Origin of the sequence: Gordonia spumicola, assembly GCF_009932475.1 — a bacterium.
In the GTDB taxonomy this organism is placed as follows: Bacteria; Actinomycetota; Actinomycetes; order Mycobacteriales; family Mycobacteriaceae; genus Gordonia; species Gordonia spumicola.
Genome location: NZ_BJOV01000001.1, coordinates 1 through 16,015 on the forward strand (window position 1 = coordinate 1; position 16,015 = coordinate 16,015).

The window sequence follows — 16,015 nt, forward strand, 5'->3', positions numbered from 1 at the left end:
GGCGATGGCGGTGCCGTCCGTGCCCGAGGCCGTCGCCGGCCCGATATGCGGCCGGTCGTCGGTCCGGGTGCTGATTCCGGCGCCGGTTCCCGTGGTGAGCTGGGCGGAGAACATCGGATACGACAGGGACGGTGACCTCTGGGTCTCGCGCACCTGCAGAACGTGATCGACAGGTACGACGCACACGGGCGACACGTCGGCGCGGTCCGGGTGCACGCTCCCGGCTCGGTCCGCCTCGGGCCGGACGGTCGCATGTACGCGACATCGGGCGACAATCCGATCAACATGGTTCCGGGACTGCCCCTGACCGGGCGCATCGTGTCGTTCGACCCGGCCGAGCGGAAGCCGGCGGTCACGACGATCGCTCGTGGGCTCGGCATGCCGAACGGGCTGGCGATCACCGCCGACGGCACGATGTACGTCGGTGACTCGAACCTCGGTGTCGTGAAGGTCCGCAAGAACGGAACGATCGACCGCGCCTGGACCGCCCGCGCGCCGAAGAATCTCGCACCGAACCGCGTCGTCAACGGCACCGGGATGAACGGTGTCGTCGTCAGCGGCGACACCGCCTACGTGGCGATGACGTCGAGCCTGTCCAGTCGGATCCTCCGGATTCCGCTGAGCGCGCCCGAACGGGTGGGAGTCGCCGCGGACCTGACGGCGCCGCTGCCGGGGAGCGTCGACGACCTCGCCCTGGTGGGCGATCGGGCGATCGCCGCTGCCACGGCCACCGGCCAGGTGATCGTCGTCGATCTGCGGACCGGCAGTCGGTGCACGGTGAACGCGGGTCGACCGTTGACGTCGGTCGCGGTAGCGCCCGACGGCCGTTCGCTGGTCGTGGCTTCGGAGGACGGCAGCGTCGCGGTCGTGAGATGAGCGACTGGTATCTCGGTGAGGATGCCGAGCTCACGCCCGATGCGACGAACCTCGACTACGACGGTCGGATCGCGCAGATCGGCGACCAGCGGTGGCGGGTGCGGACAGCGCGCGTGACGCCGACGAAACCGGGTGCGTTCGTCGCAGTGTGGCGGCGTGACGTCGACGGAGGGACGGAGCCGTTCGATTCGGCCGACGTCGCGGGCCTGCTCGTGTTCGTCGAGGGCGGCGTCTTCCGGTTCACGGCTGAACATCTCGCCGACATGGGGATCACCAGCTCCGATCGACATCCGGGCAAGCGCGGATTCCGCGTGTACCAGCCGGACCTCGTCGGACTGAATCCGCGGGCAGCGCGAACTCAGCGTGCTCAGGCGTCGGCGTTCGTCGTCAGGCCGGCGGGTTGACGCGACACTAGACGGTTCGGCAGGTCTACGGTGTGGCGCCCGCTCCGATGAGCGCGGCCTCGACGAACTGAATCGCAGTCGCGAGATCCTCGCGGATCGCCTCCTCCGACCGGTCACACCGAATCGGATGAGGATGCCGTCGAGCATCGAGACGATGATCCGGCCCGCACGTTCGTGAGTCACGGTGAGTTCGTCGGACCATTCGGCACGCTGAAGTGCCTCCTGGACGAGCACGTCCAGCTGCTGGGTGAGGTTCAGCGCTTGGTCGCGGCGACCTTCCGCGAGAGCCCAGTTCAGCAGCTGGAACTGAGCGGCGATGATGTCTGGATCGGCGATAGCCAATTCGACGTAGCGGGTGAGCAGTTCGCGGGCGGCGTCGGCGGGTCCGACCGCGGCCTCGATCGATTCGTCGACGATCTCGCTGGCGACGTCCCAGCAGTAGGCGAAGGTCGCCTCGAGCAGTTCCTTGCTGCCGAACGTGTAGTGCAGCGTTCCGATGTTGGCCCCGGCCTCGGCTCCGATCTTTCGAGTGGTGGCTTTGGCGACGCCTTCGCGACCGATGACCCGCGCGGCGACCTCGATGATCTGCCTGCGCCGCTCGGCTGCGGGGATGTGCGCCATGTCCACTCCTGGGGTCGACTATGGATCCAGTCTAGTGAACCGGCGAACGAAGGCCGCTGCGTCCTCGAGAGCCTCGCGAGCGGCGGGAACGGCGTCCACCTCGGTGATGAATCCGTGCAGCACGCCCGGCGTCGTCCGTAGTAGCGCGTCGGCGCCCGCGGCATTCACCATCTCGACGAAGCGTTCGTAGTCCGAGCGGAGTACGTCCACTTCGGCGCCGAGGACCAGCAGGGGAGGCAACGATCCCAGCTCCGCGGAGACTTCGGGGACCGCGCGCGGATCATCTCGAACCTCCGGGCCGGCATAGCTGTCCCAGAACCATTCCGCGTCCGACCTGCACAACACGGGTGCGAGCGCGAACGCCTCCCACGAAGCGCCGCGGAACGACGCCGATGTCGCGGGGTACGCCAACACGAGGCACCGGGGTAGCCCCCGACCCGCTTGTTGCAGCGACGTGCACACCGACAATGCGAGGGCGCCGCCCGCGCTGTCGCCGGCCAACGCCACTCGGTCGGGGTCTATCCCGAGCCGTTCATGGTCGGTGAGCATCCAGTCGTAGACGGCGAGACAGTCGTCCGCTGCCGCTGGGTAGACGTGCTCCGGCGCCCGCCGGTAGTCAACCGACACCACGACGCATCCGGTCGTCTCCGCGAGACGTCGACACAGGCTGTCGACACCGTCGAGAGTGCCGAGGACAAAGCCGCCGCCATGCATGTAGAGCAGCGCCGGAGCGGGTGTGTCGAGGACTTCGCGATAGCACCGGACAGGAACGCGAGTGCCGTCCTTCTCGACGATTGACTCGCTGGTCACGAGGCCTTTTGAGGTGGATTCAGGAACCCCTTTCGCGTCGAATACCGCCCTCATCATCGACGGTCCGTAGCGGTGGTACGGGGGCGGTGGCGCGTTCGTCAGCAGTGTCTCGGCGTACCCGCGCGACGGTTCGTCCAAGAGGCCCAGGATGGCCTCCACAGTCAGTGCCATGTCGCTTCCTTTCAGAGAATCTTTCGCCGACCCCTTGACGTGACGGCTCCCATAGTGTGAACCTAGTCACGTGAACTAATCAAGCGATTAGGTCAGGTGAGTAGGAGAAGTGAAATGTCAGAGAACACACAAGTCGCAGTCGTGGGCCCGCCCACGCCGATGGTGTTGTCGGTCGCGCGGCGGCTCCGCGACGGCATCGCCCGCGGCGAGATGCTTCCCGGCGCGGACGGTCCCCGATCGGTGGTGCTGCGCGCCGCTGGAGACGCTCAACGAGCGCACATCGCCTTCACCGACGACGCTGTCGTCGTCGGTGCCGTGGGCGACGCCGAACTCGTCTGGGAGGTGAACTGGTTCGACCCCGAACCCGCGGACAGTGATGCCGCCGGCGACTTCGGCAAGGTGGTGGGCCGGCTGCTCTCCGCACGGACCGTCGATTGGCGCACCGCTGCCGCCGACTTCTGGGCGCGTGCCGGAGCGTCTGACGGAATGCCAACCGGCCTCGTCGTCACCTGCGTCGACGAGGAAGCCGAGGCGGTTCTCGGCACCCCCACCACCGAAGGTTCCGGCGTCCTCGGAACCGCCGCCGCACTCGCGGCCTTCTTCGACGGCCGGTCGACGCTCGTCGGTGCACTCGAAGGCGGCGAGTTCGGTATGAACCTCTCTTTCCCTCATTTCTCCGCACTGTTCGGAGCCGACCTGAAGGTGGTGTGCGGTGAGCTCTGAAACCTCCGCGACCGACGAACTGACAGACGTCAGGAGCGTCCGCATCGAGATGACCAACCACGACGGCGCGCTGCTCGGCAAATCGCTGTCGCCCACGAAGTACCTGTCGGCCCGGGACAAGGGCTTCACCGTCGCCGACCTCGTCCTCGGCCTCGACCTGACCAACCACGCACAGTTGGGCTTCGGCTTCCCGGCCTGGCGCGAAGGTTTCATGCCCGACCTCTTCGCGCGGCCCGACCTCGAGACGCTCGTCGAGTGGAAGCCCGGACAGGCTTCGGTGATCTGCGACTTCTGGACCGCCGACGGCGATCCCGTCGAAGCCGATCCCCGCCAGGCCCTCAAGCGCATCGCCGCCGCGTACGCAGACCGCGGCTACACGGTCACTGCATCGGTCGAGATCGAGGCCACCGTTTTCCGCGAGTCGATCGACGAGGCACGGGCCAAGCAGTACCAGGACCTGACACCGCTCGGCGGAAACGCGGGCGCGGCCCTCATCCTCGCGAAGTCGCCCGACTTCACCGAATACGCCGAAGCCGTCGTCGCGCGTCTCGACGAACTCGGCATCCCGTGGGAGGCGTGGTCGGACGAAGCGGCCAGCGGCCAGATCGAGTTCAACCTCGCTCCCGACGACGCCGTCACCGCCGCCGACCTGTGGGCCCGCACCCGACAGGTGATGCGCGAGGTGGCCTACTCACTCGGCCGGTCGATCACCTTCATGTCGAAGTGGTCGACGGAATACGGACAGGGCTCGCACCTGAACGTGTCGGTTTGCGACGAGAACGGCAACGTCTTCTTCGACTCCGCGAATCCGCAGCAGCCGAGCGCGACGATGCTCCACTTCCTCGGCGGCGTCATGGGCTCGTTGAAGGCGTGTACGAGCTTCGCGCTCCCGACGATCACGTCGTATCGCAGGCTCATCGATCTGGAAGGCCCACCGACCACTCTGACCTGGGGTGTCGGCAACAAGTCGTGCGCGGTGCGGGCCGTCATGGCCGGCCCGGGCGCGACACGCCTGGAGTACCGCCTGCCCTCGGCCGACTCCAATACCTACCTAGCTCTCGCCACCTTCCTCGCCGCCGGACTCGCGGGTATCGACAGTAAGGCGATGCCTCCGCCGGCGTACGAGCTGATGGCCTGGGCAGCCCCCGACGAGGTCGCTCCGCGCGTCCCCGCCGACCTGTACTCGGCCGTCGCCGCTCTCGCCGACGACACCGTGCTTCGCGAATACCTCGGTGAGGAATTCGTCGACTACTGGGTCGGCACCCGCCGGTGGGAATGGCTCACGTTCCACACCGAGACGGATCGCAACGACGACCAGATCTCGGTCTGGGAGTCCAACCGCTACTTCGAGCTCGCCTGAGCCCGAGTCTCCACCAACCACATCCTCACGAAAGAAGCACTGTCATGACCACTCTTCGCGATGCCACAACCGCGGACGAAGCAATCACGATCCTCGCCGAGGACGGTGTCGTCCGCCTGCCGAACCTCTTGAGCGAGGAGCAGCTCGACCAGGTCCGCGCCGACATCCTGCCGGCGATGGACGCCACCCCGTCCGGCACCGACGAGTACTTCGCGGGTACCAGCACCCGCCGCCTCGGACGCATCTTCAAGCACACCCGCGCCCTGGACTCCACCGCGCTCAATCCGGTCTTCCAGGGTGCCGCGCAGCACTTCCTCTGCCCACCGAAAGGCATGTGGTACGGCCAGGATCGTGTCGACGAGACGCCGACGCTCCAGATCGGCGCCACCCAGTGCATCCAGATCCGCCCCGGTCAGGGCCTGCAGCCGTTGCATCGCGACGACAGCATCTTCTACACCGTTCACCCCGGACCCACCGATGCGATCGGCATGATGATGGCGGTCTCCGACTTCACCGAGGAGAACGGTGCGACCCGCGTGATCCCCGGTAGTCATCTGTGGGACGACGAGCGGATGCCGACGGTCGAGGAGACCATCCCCGCCGAGATGACTGCCGGTTCGGCGGTGATGTGGCTCGGCGGCACCTACCACGGCGGCGGCCAGAACCGGACCGTCGACTCCGACCGGACCGGTGTGATCTTCGGGATCTGCCGCGGTTACCTGCGGCAGGAGGAGAACCACTACCTGTCGATGACGCTCGACGAGGCCCGCGAGATCCCGGGGGAGATCCTCGGCCTCCTCGGGTACGCGGCGTCGAACCCGTACATGGGTTGGGTGGAATACAACGGTGAGATGGCGGATCCGGGGGTCGTCCTCGGCGACACCGCCGACGCGGGCCTGCGCGCGGGAGTGACGGCCTGATGTCCGACGCGACCACCTGGCGCGACCTCGCCGCCGCAATTCCGTCGTCGCACGGGATGTGGGGGCGGGGCGCGTGGGCCGAGGCTGCGGGCGGTCACACTCTCGCCCTGCACGACCCGTGGACCGACTCCGACTTCACCACCGTCCCGGCGGCCGCGTCGGACGACGTCGACCGGGTGGTCGCGGACGCCGGGGCGACATTCGCCGCCGGCTCCTGGTCTCGCGTCTCACCCGCCGAACGCGGCCGGGTGCTGATCGCGTGGGCCGGGCTCATCGAAGTCCACGCCGACGAACTGGCAGTCCTCGTCTCGAGGGAGATGGGCAAGCCGGTCCGCGACGCTCGCGACATCGAAGTGGCGAGCACCGCCAAGACACTCCGCTGGTACGGCGAGCTGGCAGACAAGCTCATGGACTCCTCGCCGCGCGGCCTGCCCGATGCACTCGCGCTCGTGACCAGGGAACCGGTCGGTGTCGTCGCGGCGATCACGCCGTGGAACTTCCCGCTCAGCCTGGCGATGCTCAAGATCGCTCCCGCACTCATGGCCGGCAACAGCGTGGTCCTCAAACCGGCGCTGCAGACGTCGGCCTCGTCGCTGCGCCTCGCCGAACTCAGTCGTGAGGCCGGACTTCCCGACGGTGTGCTCAGCGTCGTCACGGGTCGTGGTTCGACTGTCGGCACGGCGCTCGCCCGGCACAGCGCGGTGTCGTGTCTGACGTTCACCGGGTCCACCGAGGTCGGCCTCGGCCTGCTCGCCGACTCCGCGGCGTCGAACGGCAAGACGGTGTCGCTGGAACTCGGCGGGAAGTCTCCGAACATCGTCTTCGCCGACGCGCCGGACTTGGAGAAGGCGATCGACACCGCGGTGTGGGCGTTCACCTTCAACAGCGGCCAGATGTGCACGGCCGGGACCAGGCTGTACGTGGAGCGGGCCGTCTACGACGATGTCCTCGCCGGGATCTGCGACCGTGTCGCGCGACTGACCGTAGGCGACCCGCTCGACCCGGCGACAGACCTCGGTCCGTTGAGCAGTCGCAGCCAGTGCGCCACCGTCCTGGAGTACATCGACTCCGGATTGCGCGCCGGAGCAAGGCTCGCCGCCGGTTCGGCGGACGCACTCGATCCCGACAGGTCGACGGTCGCACCCGCTGTCTTCACCGATGTTCGTGCCGACATGCAGATCGTCCGTGAGGAGATCTTCGGCCCGGTGGTCGCCGTCGCGCCGTTCGACGACGAGGCGCAGGCACTGAGCATGGCGAACGAGACCGACTTCGGCCTCGCCGCATCGGTGTGGACGTCGGACGTCTCGCGCATCCACCGGATGTCGCGTGGCATCGAGGCAGGCAACGTCTGGGTCAACTCGTATGAGGAGGGCGTGCCGTCGACACCGTTCGGCGGTCGGAAGCTCTCCGGCAACGGCGCAGACAAGGGCGTGTACGCGCTCGACAAGTACACCCATCTCAAGCACACGTGGATCGCCCTCGGGAGGAATCATGCTGAACACGTCACCGCGGCGGTACCTGGCCGAGGCGCCCGGCCGACTCGTGACCCAGACCTTGGTGCTCGACGAGCCGGCTCCCGACGAAGTTGCTCGTCGACGTTCATTTCGCAGGCCTCTGTCGTTCGGACCTCCACGAGATCGAGGGGATCTGGCCCGCGACCTGCCCGACAGTGCTCGGCCACGAGGCATCCGTGTGGTGCGACGTGTCGGCGACCGGGTGCGTTCGCTGCGGCCCGGCGACCACGTCGTCACCTGTCTGAGTGCGTACTGCGGCGAGTGCCGCTTCTGCCTCGACGGTCGTCTCACCCTGTGCACCGGGCGGGGAAGCATGCGCGAGCGTCGGACGCCCGTGCTGACCGACGCCGATGGAAGGTCGGTGCATCCGACGGCGGGAATCGGTGCGTTCGCCACCGCGATGGTGGTGCACGAGAGGTCACTCGTCCGAGTTCCCGACAGCATGCCACTCGCGCCGGCCGCAGTCCTCGGCTGCGCCGTCGTCACCGGTATGAGTGCGGTGTTCCGCAGCGCCGAGGTGAAGCCGGGGTCGAGCGTCGCGGTACTCGGCTGTGGCGGGATCGGGATCGCGGCGATCCAGGGCGCCCGTCTCGCGGGCGCCGCGACGATCGTCGCCGTCGACACCGACCTCGCTCGTCTGGAAGCCGCTCGCGGTTTCGGGGCTACCGACGTGGTGGACGCTAAGTCGTCCGACGTGGTCGCCGAGGTCCGTGATCTCACCGGTGGTGTGGACTACTCCTTCGAAGCGATCGGCTATGCGACGACGGTCGAGCAGTCGTTCGCGATGCTCGGCCCCGGCGGCACCGCCACGGTGCTCGGTCTGGTGCCGGACTCGCAGCCGCTCACGATCGCGGCGTCCGAGCTCTTCGTCTCTGAGAAGCGACTGCAGGGCTCCTTCATGGGATCGAACAGATTCCCCACCGACATCCCCCGCTACGTCCGGTTCTACGAGCAGGGCCGCCTGAACCTCGACGACATGCTGTCGGCGTTCGTCGGCCTGGACGAGATCAATGAGGGATTCGACCGCATGCGCGACGGTGGGGTCACCCGCGTCGTCGTCGACGTCAGGAGAGACAGATGAAACCGCTCGTCGCCATCACCGGCCGTCGGATCTCCGGCACCGGCCTCGTCGGACTCGACCCGCGATGGGCGTCCGGACGCGCCGACATGTATTGGTCCGAGTTCGGTGTGAAGGTGTCGGCCGCGGGTGGACTCGCCGTCCAACTGCCGTACGAGAGCGTGGGAGACGAGATCGTCGAGCGGATCGACGCGCTCATCGTCACGGGCGGCCAGGACGTCGATCCGCAGGTGTGGGGAGGCCCGCCGTCCGAGTATGAGACCGACGGCGAGGTCCTCGCGATCGACCGGCGGCGCGACGACTACGAGATCGCGTTGGTCCGGGCCGCACTCGACCGCGGCATCCCGATCCTCGGCGTCTGCCGCGGTCACCAGGTGCTCAACGTCGCGCTCGGCGGAACGCTGATTCCCGACCTGCCGGACACCGGCGTCACCCATGCCTCGCTGGCGAGCATGCCCGACGTGCGCCCGGAGTTGGAGCATCCGGTCGACTTCGAACCGGGAGCCTCGCCGCACGCCTGTACGGCGAGCGGGCCGCCGTCAATTCGTGGCATCACCAGGCCGTGGCAGAGCTCGGCACCGGGCTGGTCGCTTCGGGCCGCGCCCCGGACGGTGTTGTGGAGTCCATCGAACTCCCTGGCCGTGATGTCCTCGGACTCCAGTGGCATCCGGAGGCGATCCTGGACGTCGACCCGTGCTTCGAGTGGGTCGTCGATCGAGCGCGGACCCTCCCGGTAGGAGGACTGTCATGAGCACTCTGATCGAAGCGGTGTGGGCCCGGGCCGATCTGACTCCCCGAGCCGGAGCGCTCGTGGACGGCGACACCGAACTCGGCTACGCGGACCTGCGTGAACAGGTGTCCCGCGCCGCGGGACTGCTGTCCGCGGAGGGCGTACGACCCGGCGATCGAATAGTCGTCATCGGGCACAACACCGTGGGCTGGGTGATCGCCTACCTCGCCGGACTGCGGCTGGGCGCGATCGTCTCGCCCGCGAACAACCGACTCAACGCCGACCAGTTCCGCGATCAGTGCGCGTTGCTCGACGCGGTGACCGTCCTGTTCGACGACGACCACCGAGAGCTGGCTGAGCACACGGTCCGCCCGAGGATGCGTGTGGAAGACCTCGCCGCCACCGGTCACCCGGCACTGGCAGACGACCATCCGTGGCCGAATGCCGCTGACGATGCGGTCGTCAGCTTCACATCCGGGACCACGGGGGTGCCGAAGGGCGCGGTCCTGTCGCATGCCGCGATCCTCGCAGGCGCGCGGTTGATCGCCGACAGTGCGGGCCTGACGGCGGACGACAGCACCCTGGTGCTTGTACCGCTCTTTCACAACACCGGTTTCAACGATCAGCTCGGGGCACTGCTGGTGTCCGGAGGCACGACCCACCTGTTGCGTCGCTACCGGACGACGGACGCGATCGATGAACTCCGTCGACGGCAGGCGACGTTCCTGACGGCTGTCCCCAGCATTCTGCGGCTCCTCATGGTCGCGCCCGACGCCGACGTCGTCTATGCGGGTGCACAGTCGGTCCTGTTCGGCGGCAGCCCGATGCCCGCGTCCTGGTCGGACGAACTGCTCGCCCGCTGGCCGCACCTCACCCTCCTGCATGGGTACGGCCTCACCGAGTTCACCTCGGGTGCGACGATCCTGCCCCCGGAGCTGATCTCGCAGAAGGGCGAATCGGTCGGCAGGCCGGCACCCGGGGTCGAGCTTCGGATCGTAGACGGCGAGGTGTGGGTGGCCGGACCCACACGGATGAGCAGGTACTGGGGTCAGCCCGGACTGACCTCGTCCAAGATCAGCGGCCGCTGGCTGCGGACCGGCGACCTCGGGCGGCTCGACGAGGACGGTCTGCTCTGGCTCACCGGTCGCGTCGACGACGTCATCAATCGAGGCGGCGAGAAGGTGCTGCCCGCACACGTCGAGTCGAAGGTCGCTGAGCTTCCGGCGATTGCCGAGGCCACGGTGTTCGCGATACCCGACACGATGCTGCAGCAGCGGGTCGGCGTCGCGGTGATCCTGCGGCCGGACACCGCACTGGACGTGGACGCCGCTCGTCGCCTGCTCGCCGACACCTTGCCCGACTACGCGGTCCCCGAGCACTGGCGCGTCTACGACGAATTGCCTCGCACCGCTTCGGGAAAAGCCGACCGCCGTGCGGTGGCCCGCGACTATCAGGAACAGGACGCACGACTATGACCAGCGACAACACACTAGATCTCGACGTGGTGATCGTCGGCGCCGGGATCTCCGGCATCGCAGCCGCGGTCGCACTCGGCCAGAACTGCCCGGACAAGTCATACGCGGTGCTGGAGGCCAGGGCGTCCATCGGCGGCACCTGGGATCTGTTTCGGTACCCGGGCATCAGGTCCGACAGTGACATGTACACCCTCGGCTATTCATTCCGGCCGTGGCTGCGGCCGGAGGCGATCGCTGCAGGCGGCGCCATCCGGGAGTATCTCGTCGACACCGCGGCAGAGTTCGGCGTGGACAAGCACATCCGGTTCTCGTCGCGGCTCACCGAGGCGTCCTGGAACAGCGAACTCAACCGGTGGACGCTTGTGGTCGACTCGCCCGTAGGCGAGGACGTCATCCGATGCAGGCACCTGTTCCTCGGGAGCGGGTACTACAGCTACCGCGGAGGATTCGAGCCGACGATCGATGGCGAGGACACATTCGACGGGCCGATGCTCCATGCCCAGAACTGGCCCGACGATTTGGACCACCGCGGCAAGCGGGTGGCTGTCATCGGGTCCGGGGCCACCGCGATCACCCTCGTCCCGAACCTGGCGCGCGACGCCGCGAACGTCACGATGGTCCAGCGGTCGCCCACCTACATCCACATCGAGACCGGCGACGACCCGGAGGCGGACGAACTGCGCCGCACCGTCGGCCCGGAGGAGACGTTCCGGCGCATCCGCCTGCGCAACCTTCGCAACCAGCAGGAGGTGTATGCGCAGGCCAAAGGCGACCCGGATGCGTTCAAGGCGACGCTGTTCGACGCCATTGACGCACAGATCGGCGAGGACGTGCGCAAGCAGCACTTCACTCCGACCTACGAGCCGTGGAACCAGCGGATATGCGTCGTCCCCGACTCGGATCTGTTCCACGCCGTCCGCGACGGCAGGGCGGACGTCGTGACCGGGTCGATCGACAGGATCACCCCGACCGGATTGACGATGGCCGACGGGACCCGCGTCGAGGCCGACATCATCGTCAAAGCGACTGGACTCGATGTGGTGCTCGGCGGGGAAGCCGAATTCGACGTCGACGGGTGGCCGGTGGAGATCGGACGAGAGTGGACGTACAAGGGCGCCGCGATCTCCGGCGTGCCCAACCTCGTGTACGCCTTCGGCTTCATCAACGCCTCGTGGACTCTCCGCATCGAGGCGCTGACCGACTACTGGTGTCGGGTCCTGATCCACATGGACGACATCGGCGCCGAGAAGATGGTCGCCGACCTCACCGACGGCGAGCAGCCCGCGCTGCCGTTCATCTCCGGTGTCGACTCCGGCTACCTGCGTCGTGCGGAGGGCCTGCTTCCGCGACAGGGCGATGCGGCGCCGTGGATCAATCCGCAGAACTACGCCGACACGCTCGATCTGTTCGCTTCGGTCGACGACGGCGTCCTCACATTCAGCTGACATACAAGGAGAAGAAGATGCGAGTAACAGTTGTCGGCGGAGCCGGCGCGATGGGTCGCAAAGCAGTGGAGACCCTGGCCGGATTCGACGACGTCGACCAGGTCCGGGTCCTCGACCGAGACATGGCGCCGCTGGCGGCCCTCGACCTCGGCGACGACCGTCGGAAGATCGAGGAGATCGTCGTCGACGCCCTGACGGACGATCTGGCTGCCTTGTTCGCCGGGTCGTCGGTGGTGGTCAGCGCGCTCGGCCCGTTCACGATCTTCGGCGAACGCGTCCTGAGCGCCGCGATCGAGGCAGGCGTCGACTACGTGGACATCAACGACGACTGGGAGCCGACGCTCGCCGCCCTGGAATGGCACGACCGCGCGAGGGCCGCAGGCGTCACCGCACTGATCGGAATGGGCGCCAGCCCAGGAGTGTCGAACGTGTTGGCGGTGCGGGCGGCCGACGAACTCGACACGGTGCACGCCCTCTACACCGGCTGGGTGGTCGCGGGCACCGAGAGCGAACCCGGCGGGCCACGTCCGGCCGCGGCGCTGCTGCATCTCGTCCACGAATGCACCGGGACCGTGCAGGTTCTCGAAGACGGGCGACCCGCCCTCGTCGCGCCACTGCAGCCGCTCACCCTGCGGTACCCGGGCATCGGCGAGATCGGCGTTCGGACCATCGGGCACCCCGAGACGGTGACCTTGCCTCGTCGGTTCCCGGACCTGCAGACCTGCTACAACGTGATGGCCGGACCGGCCTGGTGGTTCGACTCAGTCGCGCCGATCATGGCCGCCGTCGACGACGGAACGTTGTCGGCGCGGGAGGCCGCACTGAAAGTCGAGAACGGTGTCCAGCGCCCGGCCGACGCGCCGAAGACACTCCGTACCCCGAGTCTGTGGGCGCTCGCGGAGGGCGAGAAGGACGGTCAGCCGGCACGAGCGGCCGTCGGGACCACCCGCTGGTCGCCCGGCCGGATGGCCGGGGCCACCGCGATCCCAGCCGCGATGGCGGCCCGGATGATCCTGCGCGGCCAGATCGGCCGCCCCGGCGTCAACACGCCGGAGGAGATCGTCCCGTTCGAACTGCTCATGGAGGCCTTGTCGCCGCTCTATGACCAGCCCGACCCGTCGATCCCTCTCTACGAGGTAGCCGTGGACTCGACCGTCGAAATCGGGGCCTGACGATGGGTGCGCATGACGTGCTCGTCGTCGGCTGCGGTCTCATGGGGACCGCGCTCGCCCGCAGCCTCGCAGTGCAGGGTCACGCCGTCGCCGCGTGGAACCGGACGTCGGACAAGGCGGAGGCAGTCGGTGGCGGCGTCACCGCGGTCGCCGACCTTTCGGGGGCGGTTCGCCAGGCGCGGATCGTCCTGAGTTGCACGTCGACCTACGACACAACGCGAGACGTCCTCGCATCGGTCGTCGACTGGGGATCGGCGGCCCTGGTGAACGTCGGGACAGGCAGTCCCGACGAGGCGGAGGCCATGAGCGTATGGGCGAGGGAGCGCGGCATCGACTATCTCGACGGCGCGATCCTCTGCTATCCGCAGCACATCGGCACCTCAGACGCGCTGATCCTCTACTCGGGTTCGGTGCACGCGTGGTCCGAGCACTCCGCGGCCCTCGCGTCGCTCGGACCGTCGTCGCACGTGTCGGCCGACCCTCGCGGCGCGAGTGTCCTCGACGTGACGATGGCCGGAGGCTTCTACATCACCGCGCTCGCCGCATACGTCGAGGCGGCGTCGTACGCACTCGACCAGGGAATCGCTGTCGGCGACCTCCGCGGTGTGACCGACGCCGTGATCGGGCTGCTCGGGTCGGCGACAGACGATGTGGCGCATGCCGTGGAAACGGGGAGGCATGACACCGACCAGGCCACCGTCGCGGTCTTCGCCGCCGGAGCGCGACTGTGCCGGGACGCGATGCGGTCGGCGGGCCGTCGCGCCGACCTCTTGCACGCGGCGGCCGACCTGCTGACCTCTGCGGAGGACGCAGGACTGGGCGAGAGCGGGTTCTCGGCGATCGCGACGGTCGCGTCGTGACCGGCATCCTGGTGCCGGCCGCCGGGTTCGACCACTTCGGTGGATGGACCCTCGACTCCCAGTTCGATCTCGAGATGGGCGCGTCGTACCTGTTGGCCCACGGACTCGGCGCGCCGGTCGCTGACGCGACCACCCTGATCGACGTCGCGGCGGCGGGGTGCTATCGGGTGTGGGTGCGCGCCAAGGACTGGGTGCCGTCTCATCACCCGGGCCGGTTCGCCGTGACCATCGACGGGGTACGCCTGCCGATGGAGTTCGGGGCGAACGGGCTGGACTGGAGCTGGGCGGACGCAGGCGTCGTCGATCTCGCGGTCGGGGAGGTGTCGGTGACGCTCACCGACCTCACTGGGTTCGACGGCCGATGCGACGCGATCTACCTGACCACCGGAGACGATCTTCCTGTCGACGGTGCGGGCCCGGACGCCAGGACGTGGCGGCGACGTCTCCGTGGCCTGCCCGACGAGCCTGTCGACGGCGGCGAGTTCGACGTCGTCGTCGTGGGCGGCGGGATCACCGGCTGTGCGGCGGCGCTCGCCGCGGGCCGATCGGGATTGCGTGTCGCGCTCGTCCAGAATCGGCCTGTCCTCGGCGGCAACGCGAGCACCGAGATCGGTCTCACCCCGCGCGGCGAGACGGGACCGCTCGTCGACGAACTGGCCGCTCGATCGGGCGACGGGGAACTCGCCGCGATGAAAGTCCTCACCGCGGAGCGGACGATCTCGGTGTTCGTCGAGCAGCAGGTCTTCGACCTTCGCCGGGACTGCGACCGAATCACGTCGATCGACGCGAGAGCCGCACGTTCCGGAGTCGAGACCCGGTTTCGCGGGCGATTCTTCATCGATTGCACCGGCACCGCGAAACTCGGCCTCCTCGCAGGCGTGGAGACGATGTTCGGCGCGGAGAGTCGGAGCGAGTACAACGAACCGCTCGCGCCGGACCAGCGCGGGGAGTACCACCACGGCAACACATTGTTCTTCCGGACCCGCGACGCCGATGAACCCACGAGGTTCCCCGCCGTGCCGTGGGCGGTGACCGTCGCCAAGGACTATGCGAATCTCGGCGGCCAGCTCGAGCGTCCCGGGATCGACAACGCGCCCGGACCCGTCGCAGGTCACGCCCGTACCCCGGATCCGGACATCCGTCGTCGGATGCTTCAGCCGCTGACTCACTTCTGGGAGTACGGGCAGGACCTCGATCCCTACTCCGACTCTGAGCGGATCCGTGATCACCTGTTCCGTGCCGTGTACGGGACACTTGCGAACGTCAAACAGCTCGAACCGGAGACCTACGCGAACCTGACGTTCGACTGGGTGGCGCATGTCCCCGGTCAGGGCGAGTTCCGTCGATACCGGGGCGCGTACGTTGTGACCGAGAACGATATCCGCGACCATCGGCAGTTCGACGACGTCGTGGCCTGGAACTCCGGGGCATTCTGTCTGCACTATCCGGGACACGAGACATACGATTTCCGGCTCAAGGACTGGAAGTGGGACACCAGGGACGGTCTGCCATTCGAGATTCCGCTCCGCTGCCTATACCCCGACGGGGTCGACAATCTGCTCGCCGCGGGCAAGCACATCAGCGTCACCCACGTCGCCGGATCGGTCACCAAGTTCATGGGCAACGGCGCGCAGCACGCCGTTGCTGCGGCCGCCGCGGTGAAGGTCTGCCTGTGTCACGATGTCGCGCCCCGTGACCTCCGTGGTGATCTTCTCGCAGAAGTTCAAGGTCTCGTCACTGAACTCGGAGGTTCCGCCGAGCACGTCCCCGAAGCGGTCTGATACGCCGACGATCGGTCGAATCATCGAGGTCCGGCGGCATACTGTCACTGGACCTCGATGATGCGACCGATCGTC

The 16,015-nt window shown here is 67.9% G+C and carries 12 protein-coding genes and 3 pseudogenes; 13 read left to right on the plus strand and 2 right to left on the minus strand.

What is annotated here, in order from left to right; translation table 11 throughout:
* Nucleotides 1-162: 162 nt before the first annotated feature.
* Both GYB83_RS00005 and GYB83_RS00010 read left to right on the plus strand, forming a co-directional pair.
* On the plus strand, nucleotides 163-876 hold the full coding sequence (locus tag GYB83_RS00005) for a WD40 repeat domain-containing protein (protein ID WP_228461098.1): 714 nt from the start codon (nucleotides 163-165) through the stop codon (nucleotides 874-876).
* Nucleotides 873-1,280: a MepB family protein gene (locus GYB83_RS00010; RefSeq protein WP_161893540.1), complete on the plus strand. Its 408-nt coding sequence runs from the start codon at nucleotides 873-875 to the stop codon at nucleotides 1,278-1,280. Before GYB83_RS00005 ends, GYB83_RS00010 begins: the two co-directional genes overlap by 4 nt.
* Nucleotides 1,281-1,754: 474 nt before the next feature.
* On the opposite strand, the pseudogene GYB83_RS24030 reads toward GYB83_RS00010, so the two are convergent.
* Nucleotides 1,755-1,901: pseudogene (locus tag GYB83_RS24030) on the minus strand (TetR family transcriptional regulator); the annotation flags it as partial.
* 18 nt (nucleotides 1,902-1,919) lie between these two features.
* A complete protein-coding gene (locus GYB83_RS00020; RefSeq protein WP_161893541.1) occupies nucleotides 1,920-2,882 on the minus strand; it encodes an alpha/beta hydrolase in 963 nt (320 codons plus the stop codon).
* Between the two features lie 114 nt (nucleotides 2,883-2,996).
* Between GYB83_RS00020 and GYB83_RS00025 the strand changes: the two genes are divergently transcribed.
* The 11 genes and pseudogenes from GYB83_RS00025 to GYB83_RS00075 all read left to right on the plus strand — a co-directional run bounded on the left by GYB83_RS00025 (nucleotide 2,997) and on the right by GYB83_RS00075 (nucleotide 15,940).
* Nucleotides 2,997-3,605 (plus strand): hypothetical protein, encoded by a 609-nt coding sequence (locus tag GYB83_RS00025; protein ID WP_161893542.1) that lies wholly within the window; start codon nucleotides 2,997-2,999, stop codon nucleotides 3,603-3,605.
* Nucleotides 3,595-4,965 (plus strand): glutamine synthetase family protein, encoded by a 1,371-nt coding sequence (locus tag GYB83_RS00030; protein WP_228461099.1) that lies wholly within the window; start codon nucleotides 3,595-3,597, stop codon nucleotides 4,963-4,965. The genes GYB83_RS00025 and GYB83_RS00030 overlap by 11 nt, the downstream gene beginning before the upstream one ends.
* 44 nt (nucleotides 4,966-5,009) lie before the next feature.
* Entirely contained in the window at nucleotides 5,010-5,885 is an 876-nt protein-coding gene (locus GYB83_RS00035; RefSeq protein ID WP_161893543.1) for a phytanoyl-CoA dioxygenase family protein, read from the plus strand.
* 56 nt (nucleotides 5,886-5,941) lie between these two features.
* Nucleotides 5,942-7,339 (plus strand): annotated as a pseudogene (locus GYB83_RS00040) (aldehyde dehydrogenase family protein); the annotation flags it as partial.
* 37 nt (nucleotides 7,340-7,376) lie between these two features.
* Nucleotides 7,377-8,480: a zinc-binding dehydrogenase gene (locus GYB83_RS23455; protein ID WP_443093426.1), complete on the plus strand. Its 1,104-nt coding sequence runs from the start codon at nucleotides 7,377-7,379 to the stop codon at nucleotides 8,478-8,480.
* An 86-nt stretch (nucleotides 8,481-8,566) separates the two neighbouring features.
* Nucleotides 8,567-9,228, plus strand: a pseudogene (locus GYB83_RS00050) (gamma-glutamyl-gamma-aminobutyrate hydrolase family protein).
* A complete protein-coding gene (locus GYB83_RS00055; protein WP_161893545.1) occupies nucleotides 9,225-10,682 on the plus strand; it encodes a class I adenylate-forming enzyme family protein in 1,458 nt (485 codons plus the stop codon). The pseudogene GYB83_RS00050 and the gene GYB83_RS00055 overlap by 4 nt, the downstream one beginning before the upstream one ends.
* Nucleotides 10,679-12,127 carry a flavin-containing monooxygenase gene (locus tag GYB83_RS00060; RefSeq protein WP_161893546.1) on the plus strand — a complete coding sequence of 483 codons (1,449 nt, stop codon included), beginning with the start codon at nucleotides 10,679-10,681 and terminating at the stop codon, nucleotides 12,125-12,127. The genes GYB83_RS00055 and GYB83_RS00060 overlap by 4 nt, the downstream gene beginning before the upstream one ends.
* A 17-nt stretch (nucleotides 12,128-12,144) precedes the next feature.
* The gene (locus GYB83_RS00065; protein WP_161893547.1) at nucleotides 12,145-13,299 is read left to right on the plus strand and encodes a saccharopine dehydrogenase family protein; all 1,155 of its coding nucleotides are present in this window, start codon (nucleotides 12,145-12,147) and stop codon (nucleotides 13,297-13,299) included.
* A gap of 2 nt (nucleotides 13,300-13,301) precedes the next feature.
* Nucleotides 13,302-14,159: an NAD(P)-binding domain-containing protein gene (locus GYB83_RS00070; RefSeq protein ID WP_161893548.1), complete on the plus strand. Its 858-nt coding sequence runs from the start codon at nucleotides 13,302-13,304 to the stop codon at nucleotides 14,157-14,159.
* Nucleotides 14,156-15,940 (plus strand): FAD-dependent oxidoreductase, encoded by a 1,785-nt coding sequence (locus tag GYB83_RS00075; protein ID WP_228461100.1) that lies wholly within the window; start codon nucleotides 14,156-14,158, stop codon nucleotides 15,938-15,940. Before GYB83_RS00070 ends, GYB83_RS00075 begins: the two co-directional genes overlap by 4 nt.
* Nucleotides 15,941-16,015: the final 75 nt, after the last annotated feature.

What these genes read in the sequence shown, in the direction of transcription:
- GYB83_RS23455 (WP_443093426.1), top strand. Translation starts at nt 7,377, where the DNA reads ATGCTGAACACGTCACCGCGGCGGTACCTGGCCGAGGCGCCCGGCCGA.
- GYB83_RS00020 (WP_161893541.1), bottom strand. Translation starts at nt 2,882, where the DNA reads ATGGCACTGACTGTGGAGGCCATCCTGGGCCTCTTGGACGAACCGTCG.
- GYB83_RS00010 (WP_161893540.1), top strand. Translation starts at nt 873, where the DNA reads ATGAGCGACTGGTATCTCGGTGAGGATGCCGAGCTCACGCCCGATGCG.
- GYB83_RS00065 (WP_161893547.1), top strand. Translation starts at nt 12,145, where the DNA reads ATGCGAGTAACAGTTGTCGGCGGAGCCGGCGCGATGGGTCGCAAAGCA.
- GYB83_RS00060 (WP_161893546.1), top strand. Translation starts at nt 10,679, where the DNA reads ATGACCAGCGACAACACACTAGATCTCGACGTGGTGATCGTCGGCGCC.
- GYB83_RS00055 (WP_161893545.1), top strand. Translation starts at nt 9,225, where the DNA reads ATGAGCACTCTGATCGAAGCGGTGTGGGCCCGGGCCGATCTGACTCCC.
- GYB83_RS00035 (WP_161893543.1), top strand. Translation starts at nt 5,010, where the DNA reads ATGACCACTCTTCGCGATGCCACAACCGCGGACGAAGCAATCACGATC.
- GYB83_RS00070 (WP_161893548.1), top strand. Translation starts at nt 13,302, where the DNA reads ATGGGTGCGCATGACGTGCTCGTCGTCGGCTGCGGTCTCATGGGGACC.
- GYB83_RS00025 (WP_161893542.1), top strand. Translation starts at nt 2,997, where the DNA reads ATGTCAGAGAACACACAAGTCGCAGTCGTGGGCCCGCCCACGCCGATG.